Origin of the sequence: Bradyrhizobium sp. 930_D9_N1_4 (assembly GCF_052076015.1) — a bacterium.
In the GTDB taxonomy this organism is placed as follows: domain Bacteria; phylum Pseudomonadota; class Alphaproteobacteria; order Rhizobiales; family Xanthobacteraceae; genus Bradyrhizobium.
In genome coordinates, this window is record NZ_CP197236.1 from 3776335 (window position 1) to 3793196 (window position 16862).

Genomic DNA, 16862 nt, shown 5'->3' on the forward strand with positions numbered 1-16862 from the left:
CTACGACGCGCGCCGGGCGAGATATTGCGAGATGAGTTCGATATCGGCCTGGATCTTGCCGAGCACGCCGGCCAAGGCCTTTCGCAGATTGTCATCCTTCATATCGGCCGCGCCACCGTTGCGGCGCGGCCAGGCACGGAGCAGGGCTGCGGCGCCGACCAGTTCAGCCGTGCTCGGCGGCTTCTGAAGGGTGAGCTTGGTTCGGATCTCGTTGAAAATGTCTATGAGCTCCGCGACGGCCTTGTCATTCTTCGTGTCGGGCAATTGCAGAAGCACGATCTTGGACAGTGAATCCAGGTCGAGCTTGAGATGGTGGAACACACAGCGCCGCAGAAACGGATCGGGGAGGCTGCGTTCGGAGTTTGAGGTCACGATCAGGATCGGCCAATGGCTCTCATCAGCCTCAACCTGGAGGTCGCCGAGCTCGGGAATGCGCAGGCGCATCTCTTCGAACTCGACCAGCAGATCGTTCGGCGTGTCCCGCGGTGCCTTGTCGAGCTCGTCGATCAGAACCAGACTCTGGGCCTGAGACTGTTTCGCGAAGACGCCCGGGAACAGTTGCTTCAGCGTCAGCGAGCCATCGTCGCTCGCATTCTCGCCCAGCAATGCCTTGCGCGAGAGATTGCTGGGCACCGCCTTGTCGGCACCGGCCGAGAGCACGATCGCGCGCCCGAGCGGGGACAACTCGACATATTTGGCCAGGCCGCCGGCGGCAGCAGACGTCTCGCCCAAGCGGGCCATGGCGGCGTCGCGAAAGCGCGCCACGTCGTCAAAGCTGTAGAGCAGATCGCGACCGGTTGTCGTCGATTTGACGTCGAAGCGCTCGTAGCGCAGCCCCAATGCATGTGCGAGCGCTCGGCCCGACTGTGTCTTGCCGACACCGGGTTCGCCGGTCAGCAACAATGGCTGCCGAAGCAGGAGCGCGACCTGGATGGCCCGCTTATGCTCCGGCGAGAAACTGTAGGTCGGCGGAGTTTCGTCGGATTTCTCGCGCGAGCGTTTCGCTCCGATCGGGTGAGGCAAGAGCGGCAGTATCTGCGGCGACAGCCATGGTTCGAGTTCGCCAGTCTTTCTTGCGGGCTCGCCCAACAGCTTGCGAAGGTCGTCGATGCGATCGTCAGGCATGAGGTTGGCCCGTCAGTTGAGCGCTTCGTGAATGATGCGCAGCCTAAAAGTGTCTCCCGAGCCGACCCGCTCGCGGAATCGTTTCGAGAGAGGATCCCAATGAGGGCCGAGACGAGCCTTCAACCTGGCCTCAGCCCAATCCTCCAGTTCCTTCAATGTACATCGGCTAAGCGGCTGGAGAATCTGCTCGAAGTCGTCAAACGGCGCGGGGCCGCTAAAGAGGGATCCGGCGAGCTGGTAAACGGCCTTGGCTTTCTGGCATTCCTCGCCATCGCCCCGTCGGTCGACGATCCGGAGGAGCAGAACGGCAGGCCCGCCCTCGCAATTGGCCCTCGCGAACCACCACACGAACAGATCCTTCAGCGTGTCCAAAGTCGGTGACTCGACGTCCTCGGAGGCGATCCTGACGGCGAAGAAGCGCTTGGCCTGACCGTCGGCCAGAGCCTTATCGAACTCCGTTTCGTCGGCGGCGGAGACGTCGCCCATGATGTCCCGTTTCAGGATCACGACTGCACGCTGTGGCTGGAAGTCCTGGGCCCAGCTCAAATCACTGGGCTTCCAATAGCATTGTCGCCGATCCTTGAACTTTTCCATCAAATGATCGGACACGGTCCGGACGAAGATATCCGGGCAGTCCTGCTCTTTCATGCGCGAGACCAGCACGATGGGGCGGTAAGTGGCAGCCGTTGCCCCCTTCAAGACCCTGCCGATCTGCCTGATCTGGTTCACGCGATCCAGCTGATGAAGGACGTCGCGCGCCTGACCGAACAGTTCTCGGGGAATTTCCGTGCTCGATACGTGCGCGTCGGTCACACGATCAAGGGTAATGACGCTCTGAAATTCCTTCGTCTTCGCGAAATCCGCCAACGTCTCGAGCATCAGCGGGCGCGAGATGTCGCTCCTGACGTCCTCGTAGCCGCGGTGGTCTGCATGGACGAGGATTCCGACGAGAGCTTCGGCCTTGGCGTCCAGAAGCACGGCGCCCGAGGCACCTTTCCATTCATCCGGATTGGGATATTTCTGATTGTCGAGCGTCAACTTGAGCAGGGAAGTTCTTTCAAGGCGATTGGCGATGCGACCGCTGAAATCCTGGAAGCCGGCGCTGTTCGGATCGATCATCCTCGCCAAAGCGGGCATTCCGATACCAACTACGTCGCGAGCGGCTCGGCTGTCGAGGACGGGAAGCGCTGCGCATTCTCTCATGCTGTCGGTCCACTGCTGCTCATTGACCACCACGAGCGCAGCGTCGCCTGCATTGTCGATCGAAGCGCCGGGGGCAGGCCACTTCACCTCGGCATCACAAAATGGCGCCGCCTCGGGACCAAACTTGCTGATGTCGCCAAGAATCCTGATTCGACATGTGACGGGATTGGGCGGCAATGGGCCATCCCCCGCCACGACATGGAGGGCGGTCAGGACCACGCCGGGAGCGATCATGTATCCCGAGCCCCGCCTCGGGCTCTTGTCGAGGGGCTGGACCTTGATTTCGGCGGCCCGCTCAAACCAGCACTTGTCACCGTAAAACATGGCGGCCCGCCACTATCGAAATAAAGCCGTGCTCAATAACTTCGCGTCGAAATATCTCTGCCCCCACTATACCTTGGACGATTGAGGCGAACAACCTCAGCGAGCGGGCCGAGGGGGCGTCGAGGCTTCTGCTGGTCCCGTCACCACGTTTGCCATAGGAGCGGTCAAATGACCGCCCACCGGGTTTGCCCGGGGCCCCTTGGAAACCAGCGATTCAGGCCCGATGGCATAAACTTCGCATCTGCGAAGCGATGTATGTCCCATCAACGAGCGCTGGAGAGCACGTGGGCGAAATCGTCCGACTGGTCCCGAAATCCGAGCTGGAGCGGGCTCGCCTCATTGCCGAGGCGCGCGCGATCTATGACAGCATCTTTCCGCCGGCCGCCCCCGACCGGGCGTCGCAGGACGGCGAGGAGCGTGTGAAGAGCTGATCGCTGCCGCGCCCATCAGGCGCAAGACCAAGGTAGGTCTGGCCGACAGCAAAACGCCCGCAGGACGCGGGCGCATCGATCGACATTAGAAAGTGGCCTCAGCAGGCCGCGTACCAGCCGTCGGGAAACGGCAGCATGGGCCAGGCGCCCTCATTGTCGTTGGCGGCTTTGGGCGTTGCGGCGTACGACCACGAACGGGGCACGAATTCCTCCTCCGGCGCAGGCGCGAAATCTTCGTTGATCATGGCGTCCCGGACGGCATCCAGCAGCAAGTTGAATTCGGCTTCTCTCATCACACCCTCGCAGAACGCGGATGGCGCAATGTCGCAAAGCCGGTTTGTTACCCGATTGAGCGGATCGTTCGCATTTTAACGATCCGGCGATCAGGTCTTGTTTGGTTAGCGATTTCTAAAAATCCCCTTGGGAACCCTAAATTCCCTAGGTGCGCGGCCAGTGTGAAAGAGATCACATTCTCGGCGATTTATTTCTCCTACCCCTTGGTCACACCGGCCGATGCAGGCCGTGGGCGGGCAGGGCAGAACGGGAGACTGGTCATGAAGGCGAGGTTCTTGCGGTTTGCGGGAGTGAAGAGCCGGGCGCGCCGCGCCTCGACGGTCGGGCTGTTCCTGACCTTGTTCGCCTCCGCCGCCCATGCGCAGCAGGGAACGCCCGAGCAGCGCCGCGCCTGCACCCCCGACGTCTACCGGCTCTGCGCCGGCGAGATCCCCAACGTCCGCGCCATCACGGCGTGCCTGCGCCGTAACCGCTCAAGCTTGAGCGAGGCTTGCCGCACCGTGTTCGATCAGGCCGGCGGCTGACATGGCTGGCCTGTGGGTTTGTGCGCAGCAAGTGGCCCACGCGGGCTCGCGAATCCGGCATGGTCGGCCTGTGGATATGCTGCGGACAGCCTGTGGATTGCTGTGGATTTCCAGCGCGGATATGTCCGCCCGACGTCGCATCTCCGCCCGATCGCGTCATATCTCTGTCAAATAGCCTTATCAGATGATTCTCGGGTCGAGCCCTTGCTGCGCCATTGCGGATGATTTGGTTCTCCCGAATTCGGAGACGCCGGCGTTCGCCTGGCAAAGCGAAACCGGGGGCGGTGTGTCCGCGAAGGGAATCCTGGATTACGCTGCGCTCCATCCATTCGGGGGACAAGGTCTCGCGTTGCCCGACGGGCAAAACACGCCACCCGTAGCGCAAGGCTCACAAGCGAAAATATTCGCCTTTACAGAAATTCTGGTTTACCGCACTCTCCCGCCACCTCACCCCTTGTCAGAGGGGCGTATCGCGATCGTCACGAACGCGGGGTGAGCTGCGGTGGACGCGAACCACACCGGCGCGAGGCGCATTGCAGGGCGGGCAACCGTGAGCGATGGGCCAACGCGCACACGACCGGTGCAGCTTGCGTACGGCAAAACCGTGTCGTCCTGGCGCCCGGGGTCTGTGCGTCAAGTCTTGCGGTGATGTGGCGGCCCAACCGGGCACGCGCATCGGAAAGCTGCAAGGCGACGGGGGCAATAGTGCATCGCTCCCCGGGGAGAGCTCGGCATAAGCCGTCAAACCATTGCGCAGGGAAGGCCGGATGTTTGGCTCCACCTGTATGCCGCTGTGCAGCCTCTTGTAGCGCAACCTTCGCACAGTGGACCGTGGGTGCCCGGCCGGCACCCGGTCTTCCCTGCGCCCTCTGACAGAGGGTGTCGAGATGAAGCAAAGCTCGGGCAGAGTGAGCCGCGAGGATGCGAAGGCGTGTCTGCAATGAAGATGCGAGCTAGCTAGTGGAGCGACAGCGTTCCCACACACTCCGTCATTGCGAGCGTAGCGAAGCAATCCAGAATCTCTCCGCGGAAAGATTCTGGATTGCTTCGTCGCAAGAGCTCCTCGCAATGACGTGGAGAGGGCGGTGCGTCGTAATCGGCTTTGCGAGATCGCTCGCAATTTCGTCTCAAATTGCAACTCGCACGTGCAAGAAGTCTTGATCGGAGGTGATCTAGAGGTGATCGCCGTCCTTGAACGCAGGCCTCGGCCGCTGCGACCAATCCAGAGAGTGCCCAAGGGATCAGTGGAACGTGATCACATCTCCTCTTCCTAAAGCACTAAAATGGTGCTTTAGTGCTTTCCATGAGCCCGTCGTCCAAAAACGCTCCGTCCGCGCTGCGTTACAGGCTTGCCCCTGACCCGGCCGCGAAGGCCGCCATGGAGGCGACGTTCAGGGCCTATGACCGCATGATGGAAATCCTGGATGAGGTCGCGCGGAGCCACAATGTCGGCTCCAACGTCGTCCTGCTTCACGCCCATGCTTATGAGCCGATCCGCAAACAGACCGCGCTGCCATCGCGGCTGGTGACGCTGGGCCTGCGCGATCGCGCCGACTATCGCGCAGCGCAGGGGCGCCGCCTGCCGCTCGACGACAAGCTCGCCAAGATCAAGGGGCCGGCCACCATTTCGATTGCGACCGTCGAGGGACGCTTCAGCGTACCCTTCGACTACGTCGGCTATGCCGAGGGCTGGGGACAGAGCGTGCCCGCGCACCTCATCCGCACCGACGACGGTTTCGAAGTTCACTACGGCGTCACGCCGAACAGTCTGCCAGAGGAGGAGAACGCTATGGACACCATCGCTGCCGCTCCCGAAAATTTCCTGTCCCGGGTCGGACGTCTGATCGCCGGCATCGCCTATGATGCGATCGAGCAGGCGGAAGGCAAGAACAAGCTCAAGGTGGTCGGCCAGGCCGTCCGCGAGATCGAGCGCGCCGAGAGCGAGGCACGCGACGCGCTCGCAGCCGCGCGCGCCGAGGAATATCGCCTCAACGCGCGCCGCACCGAGATCGAACGCGAGATGAGCGATCTCGCGCCGAAGATCGAGGGGGCCATCACCGACGGGCGCGACGATCTCGCGCGCGCCGGCATCGCCCGGCAGATGGATCTGGAAGCGCAGTTCGAGGTGCTCTCCCGCGCCATCGACGAGAACAACGAGAAGATCGAGCAATGCGTGACCTCGCTGCGCGCCGTGCTGTCGGCACTCCAGGATGCCGAGCAGCGTCGCGCCGATCTCGAAAAGAGCGAGGCTCAGGCAAGCCATCAGGCTTCCACGTCACCCCGAAAGCCCGGCGGCGGTTCAGCGGCTGCAAAGGCGCTGCGTGCGGGCAGGGCGGTGGCGCGCGCCACAGGCGTGCCGCAGGGCATTCCGTATTCGAGCGACATCGACGAGCTCAGCACGTTGCATCGCGACAAGGAGATTGCAGCGAGGCTGGCGCGGCTGAAGTCACGCTCCTGAGTGCCGTGTCATGAGCGCTCTGCTCGAACACGTCATGTCGCCCGAGGTCAGGCCGTTCGCGATCGCGGCCGCCATGATCCTCATCGTCGGCTCGATCGAGGTGGTCTCCATGCTGGTCGGAGCCTCCTTGAGCGAGATGCTCGGCACCAACATCGATTTCGGTCACCCCAGCGACAATGGGGTGATCAATGCGATCTCCTGGATCAATGTCGGCGGCGTGCCGCTGCTGATCTTCCTGCTGCTGGTGCTCGGCGCGTTCTCCATCACCGGCTTCCTGATCCAGGACATTGCACGGATGGTGGCCGGCCCCTTGCCGGCGACGCTTGCCTCGGTCGGGGCGGTGGCGGTGTCGGTCCCGCTGGTCCGCGCCACCAGCCGTGCCATCGCGCGGGTCATTCCCAAGGATGAAAGCTACGCCGTCGGCCTCGGTGATCTCGTCGGCCGGGTCGGCGAGGTCGTCATCGGTCCGCTCGATCAGGGGCCGCCCGGCCGCGTCAGTGTCGCCGACATCCACGGCAATCGCCATTTCGTCTGGGCGGTTGCCGCACCTTCGTCATCGCCGCTGGTGCAGGGAACCATGGTCCTGCTGGTCGATCGCGACGGCACCCGCTTCGTCGCCGTAAAGGCCGACGATGAACTCAAGCCGACCAAACCGACTCTAAGCAACAGCTAAGTCATTATCGGAGAAAGTCATGTTCGACATCGCAGTCCCGGCCATGATCGGCGTCGCGCTGATCGTCGTCCTCGGGATCGTCTTTACCATCCTCTACAAGCGCGCCACCCGCGACGAGGCCTTCGTGCGCACCGGCCTCGGCGGCAAGAAGGTCGTGCTCGACGGCGGGGCCATGATCCTGCCGATCTTCCACTCCTATGCCAGCGTCAACCTGAAGACGCTGCGGCTCACCGTCGAGCGCAAGGAACGGGAATCCCTGATCACCAGGGATCGCCTGCGCGTCGACATCGTCGCCGAGTTCTACGTGCGCGTCCGCCCCGACGACGAGAGCATCGCCCTGGCGAGCCAGACGCTGGGTGCGCTGACCAACGACGCCGAAGCCCTGCGCAACCAGGTCGAGGCCAAATTCGTCGACGGTCTGCGCTCGGTGGCGGCGACCATGAGCATCCTCGAGCTCCAGGAGAAGCGCTCGGACTTCGTCAAGCACGTGCAGGCGACCGTCGAGTCCGACGTGAAATCGAACGGGCTCGAGCTGGAATCGGTGTCGCTGACCAAGCTGGACCAGACCGACGTCAAATTCTTCAACCCGGAGAATTTCTTCGACGCCGAGGGTCTGACCCAGCTCAAGACCGTCACGGAGACCCGCCGGCGCGACCGCAACGCCATCGTGCGCGATAATGAAGTCGCGATCGCGCAGAAAGACCTCGAGGCACGCCAGCAGACCTTGACCATCGAGCGCACAAAGAAGGAGGCGGAGCTGTCGCAGGAGCGCGATATCGCCAACAAGACCGCGAGCACCCGGGCGGAGGTCGCAACCGCCACGCAGACCGCACGCCTGACCGAGGAGAACGCCCGCATCGATACGGACAGGGCGGTCGCAGAGAAGGAGGCGGGCGCCAAGCAGGTCAAGGAAACCGCTGTCATCGAGTCGGATCTGGCGATCAACAAGCGCAAGACCGACGCGCAGCGCGAAATCCAGATTGCGACCCAGGAGAACGAGATCCAGATCGCAGCCAAAAGCAAGACGACTTCGGAAGCCGTCGCCGAAGCCAAGACAGCCGAAGCGATCGCGGTCTCTGCGGAGGAAAAGGTCGTCACCGCCCGTGCCGTCGAAGTCGCCGACCGTGCCCGTCTCACCCAGGTGCTGGCCGCGCGCACCGAGGCCGAGCGAAAATCGACCGAGGTGATTGTCGCTGCCGAAGCCGAGAAGAAGGCCTCGCTCGACCGCGCCGAGGCCGTCACAACGCTGGCCACCGCGGAAGCCGAGTCGAACAAGATCAAGGCCGTCGGCGTCCGCAATATCGGTGAGGCCGAAGCTGCCGTCATCACCATGAAGAACGAGGCGCAGAACAAGCTCGGCAGCAACGTCATCGACTTCGAGATTGCCAAGAAGCGGATCGAGATCATGCCCTCGGCGCTGGCCGAGATGGTCAAGCCGATCGCCAACCTCAAGGACGTCCGTATCCTCCATACCGGCGGCGCATTCGGCGGCAATGGTGCGGGGGGAGGCAATGTCGGCTTTGGCGAAGGGCTCGCCGGCGAACTCCTCAAGGTGCACGCGCTGCGTCCGATGATCGACGAGATCCTGCGCCAGGGTGGCTTTGCGCCCGGCGACGATCCCGTGAAGTCGTTGGTGAATGCGGTTGCCGGAAAGAGCAACGGCGCCGCAGTGCCGGCGCCCGCGCCGGAGACAACAAACTCCGCCGATCTATGAATGCCGGTTCATTGCTGCGGAGAATTCGAAACGATATGAACTGGCTCGTTGCGCGTCTCGCGTCGCGCAACGAACCGGAGTGCGGGTCGTTGGCGTGTTGAACCTCTCGGTCGCGCTCCGGACGAATCCTTCGAGGCAACGCCATTTGTTGCCGCGGCGCCTGCGCCGATCGACGTCAGGCGCTTAAAGCCTGTTTCGATCCGGAGATTTTCACATGAAGTATTTTCTGTCTGGGCTGATCGCAATTGGTCTTGCGATCGCCGCCGCACCGTCCTTCGCTGCCGACGCCCGCAACGTCACCGTCGTCAACGAGACCGGCTATGCCATCAAATTCCTCGGCTTCAACGCGCCGGACGATGGCCTCGACGAATGGGACAACGAGCTCGACAAGGTTTTGCAGAACCAGGCGAGCACTTATGTCGAGTTCGACGAGGACGACGACGGCTGCGTCTGGAACATCCGCGTCGACTGGCAGAACTATGACGAGTCCGTGCTCTGGAAGAACGTCAATCTCTGCAAGATGACCGCGCTGCGGCTGCGCTACGACCCCGGCACCAAGACCACGTCCTTCACCGCCGAGTAAGCCGGCTGACCTGCCCCTGAGGAGGGGCCTCCGGGCCCTTTCTCCACCCATTGTGCAAGATCGCGAATTCGTCCTTTGCAAGCGCAACCGGCTTTGTTATACGCAGCCGCGCGCGAACGACTGGTTCGCCCTTTCCTCGGTAGCTCAGCGGTAGAGCATCCGACTGTTAATCGGATGGTCGCTGGTTCGAATCCAGCCCGGGGAGCCAAAATCCAGCAAATTCAATGAGTTGGGCGTGTTGCACTCACGCAACGCCGCTCCCGCCTACGCCTTTGAGGCATTTCGTGCGGCGTCTGGCCGTTCCAGGGGCCGGCTGAGAGGGAATCGATCCGACCATTCCCCAGGAAATAATTGGCACTGAACAGGGCGCCTAGAGTTCATGCTCGGAGGGCTCCAGCCTCGGGGCGGGAAGGCTTGTTCCCAGCGTCTGTGACGGCCGCTCCCCGAACATCGCAAGATAATATTGTGAGAACCGCCCGAGCTCGTAGAAGCCTTGTTGCATGGCGACGGCAGCCACCGTCGTCGAGCCCGGCGCACTCTCATGCAGAATCGAATGCACGGCGCAGAGCCGCTTGTGCCGGAGGAAGCTGACCGGGCCGAGGCCGAACACCTCCTGAAAGGCACGATGCAAGGTGCGTCGCGATACGCCCAGTGCTGCGCAGATCTCCGAAACATGCACCGGCCGCGTGCGGGCCTCGACGAGATAGTCCTCGACCCGGCGGATCAACCGCCTTGCAGACGGCAGCCAGCCGATGTCGTCGGGCGGCAGTGATGACATCACGTTGGCAGCCATGCATTCGGCGATCGACCGCCTCCAGAAATCGGCGGTCGACGGCGTCAGGCCGCCCTTGTGGGTGCCCAGATGCGACATGATCCGAACGAGACGGCGTGAGGCGATCGCGCCGGTATCGAGGTCCGCGCGGAAATGGCCGCGGCTACGCCACGTGTCAGGATCGCTCAGCCTCGCCTCGCCGCCAAACAGGGACGCGACCTCGTTGAGGTCGAAGCGCATGGCCGCGTAAGCGGATGCGCCGTGAAAGACTCCGTCATGTTCGAGCAGCGGCGGGATCACGAGCACGTCGTTGAGCTGCATGTCGAATGACCAGTGGGCGACGCGCTCTTCGGCCGCCAGCAGCATCCCGATGATCAGCTTGTCATCGCTGGAGACACGCTGCGTGCGCATGCCGACGTTGAAGGTGCCGATGCTGAGCGAGAAATCGCCGATGCCGACATGTGACAGCGTCCCGCGCAGCCGCCCGCGTCCGAGTTGCATCACGTCGACATGCGAGCCGTGGACGGCTTGGTGAAGGCCTTCGAAACCGTCCAGCTTTCGCGAATCAACCAGAAGGAATTGCCCCATGGCTGTACCCTGTTACTCAAGCACGACAATTCTGCGGCAACCCGCAGCAAAATACCACCACAACGCGAGGTGGGTGTGACAGTCCGAGTTCGCGTTTTGAGGCAAATAAGCGCCGAATTTGACGCGAGCTATGCGCGACATAACCCTGTGGATTGAGGAATTTGCGAGATGTGTCGTTAAGCCTCACCAATCGGCGCCGCATGCTGGCACAAACTGCACATCACAGCCGACCAATCTTCGGATACCGTTTGCAACCTAAGCGAGATCGAACGGACGCGCTCTGCGGATGGCGGAGCGCACGCGGCACATGTTTGCCGCGTGCTTGAGAAAGTGCGCGCGAAGGGAAAGCGATGTTGACGCAACGAGCGCTTCATCGCCGCCCCCAAGCGCCAAAAAGAGGGGACCAGACAATGTGTCCAACATGCCGGGCAATATGCCGTCGTCGACATCTGCTGAAGTTCGCATCGTAGCGCCGGGTGGAATGCGCGTATCGGAGTTTCCACCATGCTGCGGGCGGACCCGGGTCATTGCGAGTGGTTACCGGACGACATGAAGACCGGCGATATGGTCTTCATTCCCGGCGGGACCTTCCGCATGGGATCCGATCACCATTATCCCGAGGAGGCGCCGAGCCATCGCGTCTCCGTCGACGGCTTCTGGATCGACCGCACCCCTGTGACCAACAGGCAGTTCAAGCAGTTCGTCAACGCGACCGGCCACGTCACCGAGGCGCAGATCGTCCCCGATCCAAGAGACTATCCCGGCGCGCTCAAGGAGATGCTGTACGCGGGCTCGCTGGTGTTCTCGCCGCTGCCGCGCATCACCGATCTCACCGACTGGAGCCAATGGTGGTCTTTCATGCGCGGCGCCAATTGGCGTCATCCTTATGGCCCCGGCAGCAACATCAAGGACCTCGACGACCATCCGGTTGTGCACGTCTCCCATAGCGATGCCGCCGCCTATGCCCGCTGGGCCGGCAAGGAGCTGCCGACCGAAGCGGAATGGGAGTTCGCCGCGCGCGGCGGCCTCGACGGCGAGGAGTTCGCCTGGGGCGATGCGCTGATGCCCGGCGGCAGGTACATGGCCAACATCTGGCAGGGTAATTTTCCTGTCCAGAATCTCGGCGAGGATGGGTTCGCGCGCACCTCGCCGGTCATGGCTTTCCCCGCGAATGGCTATGGCCTTCACGACATGATCGGCAATGTCTGGGAATGGACCTCCGACTGGTGGTCGTCCAGGCACACCGCGGACGCCGCGAAGCCCTGCTGCATTCCGAACAATCCGCGCGGCGGACGGGAAGATGCGAGCTTTGATCCATGTCAACCCGACATCCGCATCCCGCGCAAAGTCTTGAAGGGCGGCTCGCATCTCTGCGCGCCGAACTATTGCCGCCGCTACCGCCCCGCCGCGCGCCATGCCGAGCCGGTCGATACCTCGACCAGCCATGTCGGTTTCAGGTGCGTGACGCGCGGATCTCTCACCATTCGGCACGACCAAAAAGGAACTGTTGCAACATAGGGAGTATCGCATGAGCGGCGAGTCGAAGAACAACAATCAGTCCGACAGGAATAGCCAGCCGGGAGCCGACCAGCCGATCAATCGCCGAAATCTCTTGTTGGGAACTTCCTCCATCGTCGCCGCGGCAACGCTCACCTCCGAAGCTTTGGCGCAAGCCCAGAAGGCCGCGCCGTCTGCTGCGCCGGCGACCAGCCCAACGCCCGCGGGCGGCAAGCCAAACATCCTCGTCATTTGGGGCGACGATGTCGGCATCGCGAACATCAGCGCCTATTCCGGCGGGCTGATGGGCTACGAGACGCCCAACATCGACCGCATCGCCCGTGAGGGCGTCAAGATGCAGCACTATTACGGTGAACAGTCTTGCACCGCTGGTCGCGCTGCGTTCCTCACCGGTCAGCACGGCATTCGCACCGGGCTGACCAAGGTCGGTTATCCCGGTGCCCCCATGGGCATGAGCCAGCTGGATCCGTCCGTGGGCGGTCTGCTCAAGAATCTGGGCTACGCCACCGGCCAGTTCGGAAAGAACCATGTCGGCGATCGGAATGAGTCGCTGCCAACCGTGAACGGCTTTGATGAGTTCTTCGGCAATCTCTACCACCTCAACGCCGAGGAAGAACCGGAGCTTCCGGACTATCCGAAAGACCCGGCCTATAAGGCCAAGTTCGGTCCACGCGGTGTTCTCCGGTGCAAGGCGACTGATGTCGAAGACGCAACGGTCGATCCGCGGTTCGGCAAGATCGGCAAGCAGACCATCGAGGACACTGGCGCACTGACAAAGAAGCGCATGGAAACGATCGACGACGAAACCTCCGCGGCGGCGATCGACTACATGAAACGGCAGAAGGCGGCGGGGAAGCCGTTCTTCGTCTGGTTCAACGGCACCCGCATGCACCTGCGTACACATGTTCGCGCCGAGCATCGCGGCCGCTATACCCATGGCGACAGCGAATATATCGACGGCATGCAGGAGCACGACGACACCGTCGGCAGCCTTTTGAAGGCTCTCGACGACCTTGGCGTCGCGGACAACACCATTGTCGTCTACTCGAGCGACAACGGCCCGCACATGAACACTTGGCCGGACGGCGCCATGACCTGGTTTCGCTCCGAGAAGAATACCAACTGGGAAGGTGCTTTTCGCGTGCCGTGCCTGGTTCGCTGGTCAAGCACCATCAAGCCCGGCACTATCAGCAATGAGCTGATGAGCCATAACGACTGGATACCAACGCTGTGTTCGATCGCCGGCGAACCCGACATCGTCAACAAGCTCAAGGCCGGCTACACCGCCAACGGCATCAACTACAAGGTCCACCTCGACGGTTACGACCAGTCGGCATTCCTGCGCAACGTCAGCGGCAGCGCGGCGATCAACAACGGCACCAAGAGCGCGCGCAGCAAGTTCTTCTACGCCGACGATGACGGCTTGTTGGTGGGCTTCAGATCAGGCGACTACAAGTACATTTTTTCCGAGCAGCGTCTGCAGGGCACCATGGGTGTGTGGGCCGAGCCTCTTACGACGTTGCGCATGCAGAAAATCTTCAACCTGATGCAGGACCCGTTCGAGCGGGCCGATATCACCTCGAACACTTTCTGGGATTACTTCATGAATCACGCCGGTCAGGTGTATGGGATGATCGATGAAGTCTCCGAGTTCATCGTGACGTTCAAGGATTTCCCGCCGCGCTCGTTCCCGCCAAGCTTCAATCCCGCGAATATCCTGGAAAGCATGATGGATGACATCAAGACGAAGCAGTCGCTCAAGGGGAGCCTCGATATTGACCGAATTCGTGGCGGGCTGAACAGGATGATCGAACAGCGGCTTCAGCAGCGCTGATCTCAACAGTCTTCACGCCGGCCGGTGGCGCGACGGCGTGAAGACTATCCCACACCTCTCGTCAGAGATTTGGCATGGTCTCGTTGTCCATTGGTCGCCAATCGGTTGTCGTGACGCTGCTGGTGGCCTGCATGGCAGCAATGGCGTACGCCCCTGCCTTCGCCCAGACCGATCCGCTGCCGTCCTGGAACGACGGCGCGACGAAGGCGTCCATCACGGATTTCGTTGCGAGGGTTACGAAGGAGGGCGGGACGGATTTCGTAGCACACTCCGAGCGCATCGCCGTGTTCGACAATGACGGCACGCTGTGGTGCGAGCAGCCGGTCTATTTCCAGCTCGCGTTCGCATTCGATCAGATCAAGACGATGGCGCCGAAGCACCCGGAATGGTCATCGCAGCAGCCCTTCAAGGCATTGCTGACGAAGGACAGGCAGGCGCTGGCAGCGGCCGGCGAAAAGGGGCTGCTTCAGGTCATGGCAGCGACCCACACCGGCATGACCACCGAGGATTTCTCCAGGTCCGTGCTGGACTGGCTTTCGACGGCGCGGCATCCGCGGTTCAACCGTCCCTATAACGAGATGATCTACCTGCCGATGGGGGAGCTGCTCGCTTATTTGCGCGCGAACGGCTTCAAGACCTTCGTCGTGTCGGGCGGCGGCGTGGAATTCATGCGGCCCTGGATGGAGAAGGCTTACGGCATTCCGCCGGAGCAGGTGGTCGGCTCGTCCGGCGTGACGCAGTTCAAGACCGGCGCCGACGGCCGGCCGGTGCTGATGAAGCAGCCCAAGGTCGAGTTCATCGACGACGGGCCCGGCAAGGCATCGGGTATCAACCGTTTCATCGGGCGCCGCCCGATCCTCGCCTTCGGCAATTCGGACGGTGATCAGCAGATGCTGCAATGGACCGCGGCCGGGCCCGGCGCGCGCTTCCTCGGCATCGTCCACCACACCGATGCGACGCGCGAATATGCCTACGACCGCCCGTCCAAAATCGGCCAGCTCGACAAGGCCTGGGATGAAGCCGTGCAACGCGGCTGGACCGTCGTCGACATGGCGAAGGACTGGAAGACCGTCTTTGCGTTCGAGCGTGGCAGCACGGGAGCGGCGCAATGACGAAGGGCCGCGTACGAATTCGGTGACGGAGCTGATGGGCAATACGCAGAAGCGCAAGAAGAGGTGCGACAATGTCCGATCATATTCATCTGACCCGACTGGCAAGCTGCGTTCTGATGCTGGCGACGGGCATGACCGTTCCGCTTACAGGCGTATCGGCTGCTCCACTTCAACCCGCCGCGATCCAGCATGATACCGCGACGCCACCTGACCTCATCGAGGTCCGTGCCGCCGGGCGCCGTGGCGGAGCGGCCGTCGGCCCCCGTGGCGGTGCCGTCGTTCATCGCGGCGGTGCTGCCGTCGGTCCGCGTGGGGCAGCCTATCGCGGCACCACGGCCGTCAGGGGACCACGCGGCAACGTCGCTGTTCGCCACACGACTGCGGTCGCCGGACGCGGCGGCTGGGCGCGGCCGGGGAATTACCACTGGCCGAGGGGCGGCGCGATCGCTGCCGGCGCGGCGATCGGTTTCGTAACGGCGGCGACGGCAGCCGCCTGGGCAGGCGCTGCGCCCGCACCGGGCATGTGCTGGTACTACACCGATCCGACCCGGACCCAGGGCTTCTGGGACTACTGCCAGTGATGGCGGACGGAGTTCGCCAAGGCTTGAAGCACCCGGCCACGGCAGAGGCCGGCGCGAGAGGTGGATCATGGTGAAGCCAAAGCTGATGATTGCAACGGTGATTGCGGCCGTCGTTGCCATTAACGCGGCCCAGGCACAATCGCCGTCGAAGCCTCAGATCGGAGGCCTCGTGCCCGTCACCGTCGACAACTTCATCCGCGCGGAGTCCGATCTTTATCTTGGCGCCGTCGCGGTCAGGGAGGGCGGTTTTGGCAGGTTCGAGCACCACCGCGAACTGTCGCCGATCGATGCTCAAACGGTCGTCCGGATGAACCGCGACACGCTCTACTCCGCAGCGGTGTTCGATCTCGATGCCGGTCCCGTGACGGTGACACTCCCGGATGCCGGCAAGCGCTTCATGTCGATGCAATTGATCAGCCAGGACGAATATTCGCAGCCGGCGTCCTACGGTGCCGGCAAGCACACCATCACGAGGCAACAGATCGGAACACGTTACGTGCTGGTCGGCATCAGAACGCTGCTCGACCCCAATGACCCCACTGACGTGAAGAAGGTTCATGCACTTCAGGATGCCATCAAGGTTGACCAGCCAGGAGGTCCAGGGACGTTCGATGTCCCGAAATGGGATCCGGTCAGCCAGAAAAAGATCCGAGACGCGCTCATCGTGCTGGGGACCACGGTGACGGACACCAGCCGCTCCTTCGGCACCAAGGAACAGGTCGATCCCATCCAGCGCTTTATCTCGGCGGCAACGACATGGGGTGGCAATCCCCGGAGGGATGCCGTCTATCTCAACTACACGCCGCCAAGAAACGATGGCAGCACGATCTACAAGCTCGACGTCAGGGACGTGCCCGTCGATGGCTTCTGGTCGGTCAGCCTCTACAACGCCGATGGCTACTACCAGAAGAACCCCTACGACGCGTATTCGCTCAACAACGTCACGTCGAAGAAGAATGCCGACGGATCCGTCTCCGTTCAATTCGGCGGCTGCGACGGCAAGATTCCCAATTGCCTGCCGATCATGAACGGCTGGAGTTACACGGTGCGGCTCTATCGCGCCCGCCCCGAAATCCTGAACGGAAAATGGAAATTCCCTGAGCCCCGACCGGCTAGCTAGAGGCTTGC

Annotated in this window: 15 protein-coding genes and 1 tRNA gene; 12 read left to right on the top strand and 4 right to left on the bottom strand. The window is 62.5% G+C overall.

Annotated elements, in window-relative coordinates:
• On the bottom strand, window positions 1-1089 hold the full coding sequence (locus tag AB7532_RS17770) for an AAA family ATPase (protein ID WP_441236061.1): 1089 nt from the start codon (window positions 1087-1089) through the stop codon (window positions 1-3).
• Window positions 1090-1137: 48 nt separating this feature from the next.
• Entirely contained in the window at window positions 1138-2652 is a 1515-nt protein-coding gene (locus AB7532_RS17775) for a hypothetical protein (protein WP_441236062.1), read from the bottom strand.
• A gap of 284 nt (window positions 2653-2936) precedes the next feature.
• Between AB7532_RS17775 and AB7532_RS17780 the strand changes: the two genes are divergently transcribed.
• Window positions 2937-3083, top strand: a complete 147-nt coding sequence (locus AB7532_RS17780) for a hypothetical protein (RefSeq protein ID WP_441236063.1) — start codon at window positions 2937-2939, stop codon at window positions 3081-3083.
• 98 nt (window positions 3084-3181) lie between these two features.
• On the opposite strand, the gene AB7532_RS17785 is transcribed toward AB7532_RS17780, so the two are convergent.
• On the bottom strand, window positions 3182-3376 hold the full coding sequence (locus AB7532_RS17785) for a hypothetical protein (RefSeq protein WP_441236064.1): 195 nt from the start codon (window positions 3374-3376) through the stop codon (window positions 3182-3184).
• A gap of 261 nt (window positions 3377-3637) precedes the next feature.
• Here AB7532_RS17785 and AB7532_RS17790 point away from each other — a divergent pair, with 261 nt between their 5' ends.
• From AB7532_RS17790 to AB7532_RS17815, 6 genes are all read left to right on the top strand, one after another.
• The gene (locus AB7532_RS17790; protein WP_426608876.1) at window positions 3638-3901 is read left to right on the top strand and encodes a hypothetical protein; all 264 of its coding nucleotides are present in this window, start codon (window positions 3638-3640) and stop codon (window positions 3899-3901) included.
• Window positions 3902-5195: 1294 nt separating this feature from the next.
• On the top strand, window positions 5196-6359 hold the full coding sequence (locus tag AB7532_RS17795) for a PspA/IM30 family protein (protein ID WP_441236065.1): 1164 nt from the start codon (window positions 5196-5198) through the stop codon (window positions 6357-6359).
• A 10-nt stretch (window positions 6360-6369) separates the two neighbouring features.
• Window positions 6370-7032, top strand: a complete 663-nt coding sequence (locus AB7532_RS17800; protein ID WP_441236066.1) for an OB-fold-containig protein — start codon at window positions 6370-6372, stop codon at window positions 7030-7032.
• Between the two features lie 19 nt (window positions 7033-7051).
• Window positions 7052-8746 (top strand): flotillin family protein, encoded by a 1695-nt coding sequence (locus AB7532_RS17805; protein WP_441236067.1) that lies wholly within the window; start codon window positions 7052-7054, stop codon window positions 8744-8746.
• Window positions 8747-8960: 214 nt separating this feature from the next.
• Window positions 8961-9329 (top strand): hypothetical protein, encoded by a 369-nt coding sequence (locus AB7532_RS17810; protein WP_441236068.1) that lies wholly within the window; start codon window positions 8961-8963, stop codon window positions 9327-9329.
• A gap of 133 nt (window positions 9330-9462) precedes the next feature.
• Window positions 9463-9537: transfer RNA gene (locus AB7532_RS17815), tRNA-Asn, on the top strand.
• Window positions 9538-9699: 162 nt separating this feature from the next.
• Here AB7532_RS17815 and AB7532_RS17820 read toward each other — a convergent pair.
• On the bottom strand, window positions 9700-10689 hold the full coding sequence (locus tag AB7532_RS17820) for a helix-turn-helix domain-containing protein (protein ID WP_441236069.1): 990 nt from the start codon (window positions 10687-10689) through the stop codon (window positions 9700-9702).
• A 504-nt stretch (window positions 10690-11193) separates the two neighbouring features.
• On the opposite strand from AB7532_RS17820, the gene AB7532_RS17825 reads away from it, so the two are divergent.
• The 5 genes from AB7532_RS17825 (at window position 11194) to AB7532_RS17845 (ending at window position 16854) form a co-directional block, all read left to right on the top strand.
• Complete coding sequence (locus AB7532_RS17825; protein ID WP_441236070.1) at window positions 11194-12207, top strand: formylglycine-generating enzyme family protein; 1014 nt, start codon at window positions 11194-11196, stop codon at window positions 12205-12207.
• A gap of 10 nt (window positions 12208-12217) precedes the next feature.
• Window positions 12218-14041, top strand: a complete 1824-nt coding sequence (locus AB7532_RS17830; protein WP_441236071.1) for an arylsulfatase — start codon at window positions 12218-12220, stop codon at window positions 14039-14041.
• A 131-nt stretch (window positions 14042-14172) separates the two neighbouring features.
• Window positions 14173-15153, top strand: coding sequence for an HAD family hydrolase (locus tag AB7532_RS17835; protein ID WP_441239301.1), 981 nt, complete (start codon window positions 14173-14175; stop codon window positions 15151-15153).
• Between the two features lie 71 nt (window positions 15154-15224).
• Complete coding sequence (locus tag AB7532_RS17840; protein WP_441236072.1) at window positions 15225-15734, top strand: hypothetical protein; 510 nt, start codon at window positions 15225-15227, stop codon at window positions 15732-15734.
• Window positions 15735-15801: 67 nt separating this feature from the next.
• Window positions 15802-16854, top strand: coding sequence for a DUF1254 domain-containing protein (locus tag AB7532_RS17845; RefSeq protein WP_441236073.1), 1053 nt, complete (start codon window positions 15802-15804; stop codon window positions 16852-16854).
• Window positions 16855-16862: the final 8 nt, after the last annotated feature.

Bases quoted from the DNA above. Each gene is read 5' to 3' on its own strand.
- AB7532_RS17775 (WP_441236062.1), bottom strand. From the start codon at position 2,652: ATGTTTTACGGTGACAAGTGCTGGTTTGAGCGGGCCGCCGAAATCAAG.
- AB7532_RS17785 (WP_441236064.1), bottom strand. From the start codon at position 3,376: ATGAGAGAAGCCGAATTCAACTTGCTGCTGGATGCCGTCCGGGACGCC.
- AB7532_RS17790 (WP_426608876.1), top strand. From the start codon at position 3,638: ATGAAGGCGAGGTTCTTGCGGTTTGCGGGAGTGAAGAGCCGGGCGCGC.
- AB7532_RS17800 (WP_441236066.1), top strand. From the start codon at position 6,370: ATGAGCGCTCTGCTCGAACACGTCATGTCGCCCGAGGTCAGGCCGTTC.
- AB7532_RS17805 (WP_441236067.1), top strand. From the start codon at position 7,052: ATGTTCGACATCGCAGTCCCGGCCATGATCGGCGTCGCGCTGATCGTC.
- AB7532_RS17810 (WP_441236068.1), top strand. From the start codon at position 8,961: ATGAAGTATTTTCTGTCTGGGCTGATCGCAATTGGTCTTGCGATCGCC.
- AB7532_RS17820 (WP_441236069.1), bottom strand. From the start codon at position 10,689: ATGGGGCAATTCCTTCTGGTTGATTCGCGAAAGCTGGACGGTTTCGAA.
- AB7532_RS17825 (WP_441236070.1), top strand. From the start codon at position 11,194: ATGCTGCGGGCGGACCCGGGTCATTGCGAGTGGTTACCGGACGACATG.
- AB7532_RS17830 (WP_441236071.1), top strand. From the start codon at position 12,218: ATGAGCGGCGAGTCGAAGAACAACAATCAGTCCGACAGGAATAGCCAG.
- AB7532_RS17835 (WP_441239301.1), top strand. From the start codon at position 14,173: ATGGCAGCAATGGCGTACGCCCCTGCCTTCGCCCAGACCGATCCGCTG.
- AB7532_RS17840 (WP_441236072.1), top strand. From the start codon at position 15,225: ATGTCCGATCATATTCATCTGACCCGACTGGCAAGCTGCGTTCTGATG.
- AB7532_RS17845 (WP_441236073.1), top strand. From the start codon at position 15,802: ATGGTGAAGCCAAAGCTGATGATTGCAACGGTGATTGCGGCCGTCGTT.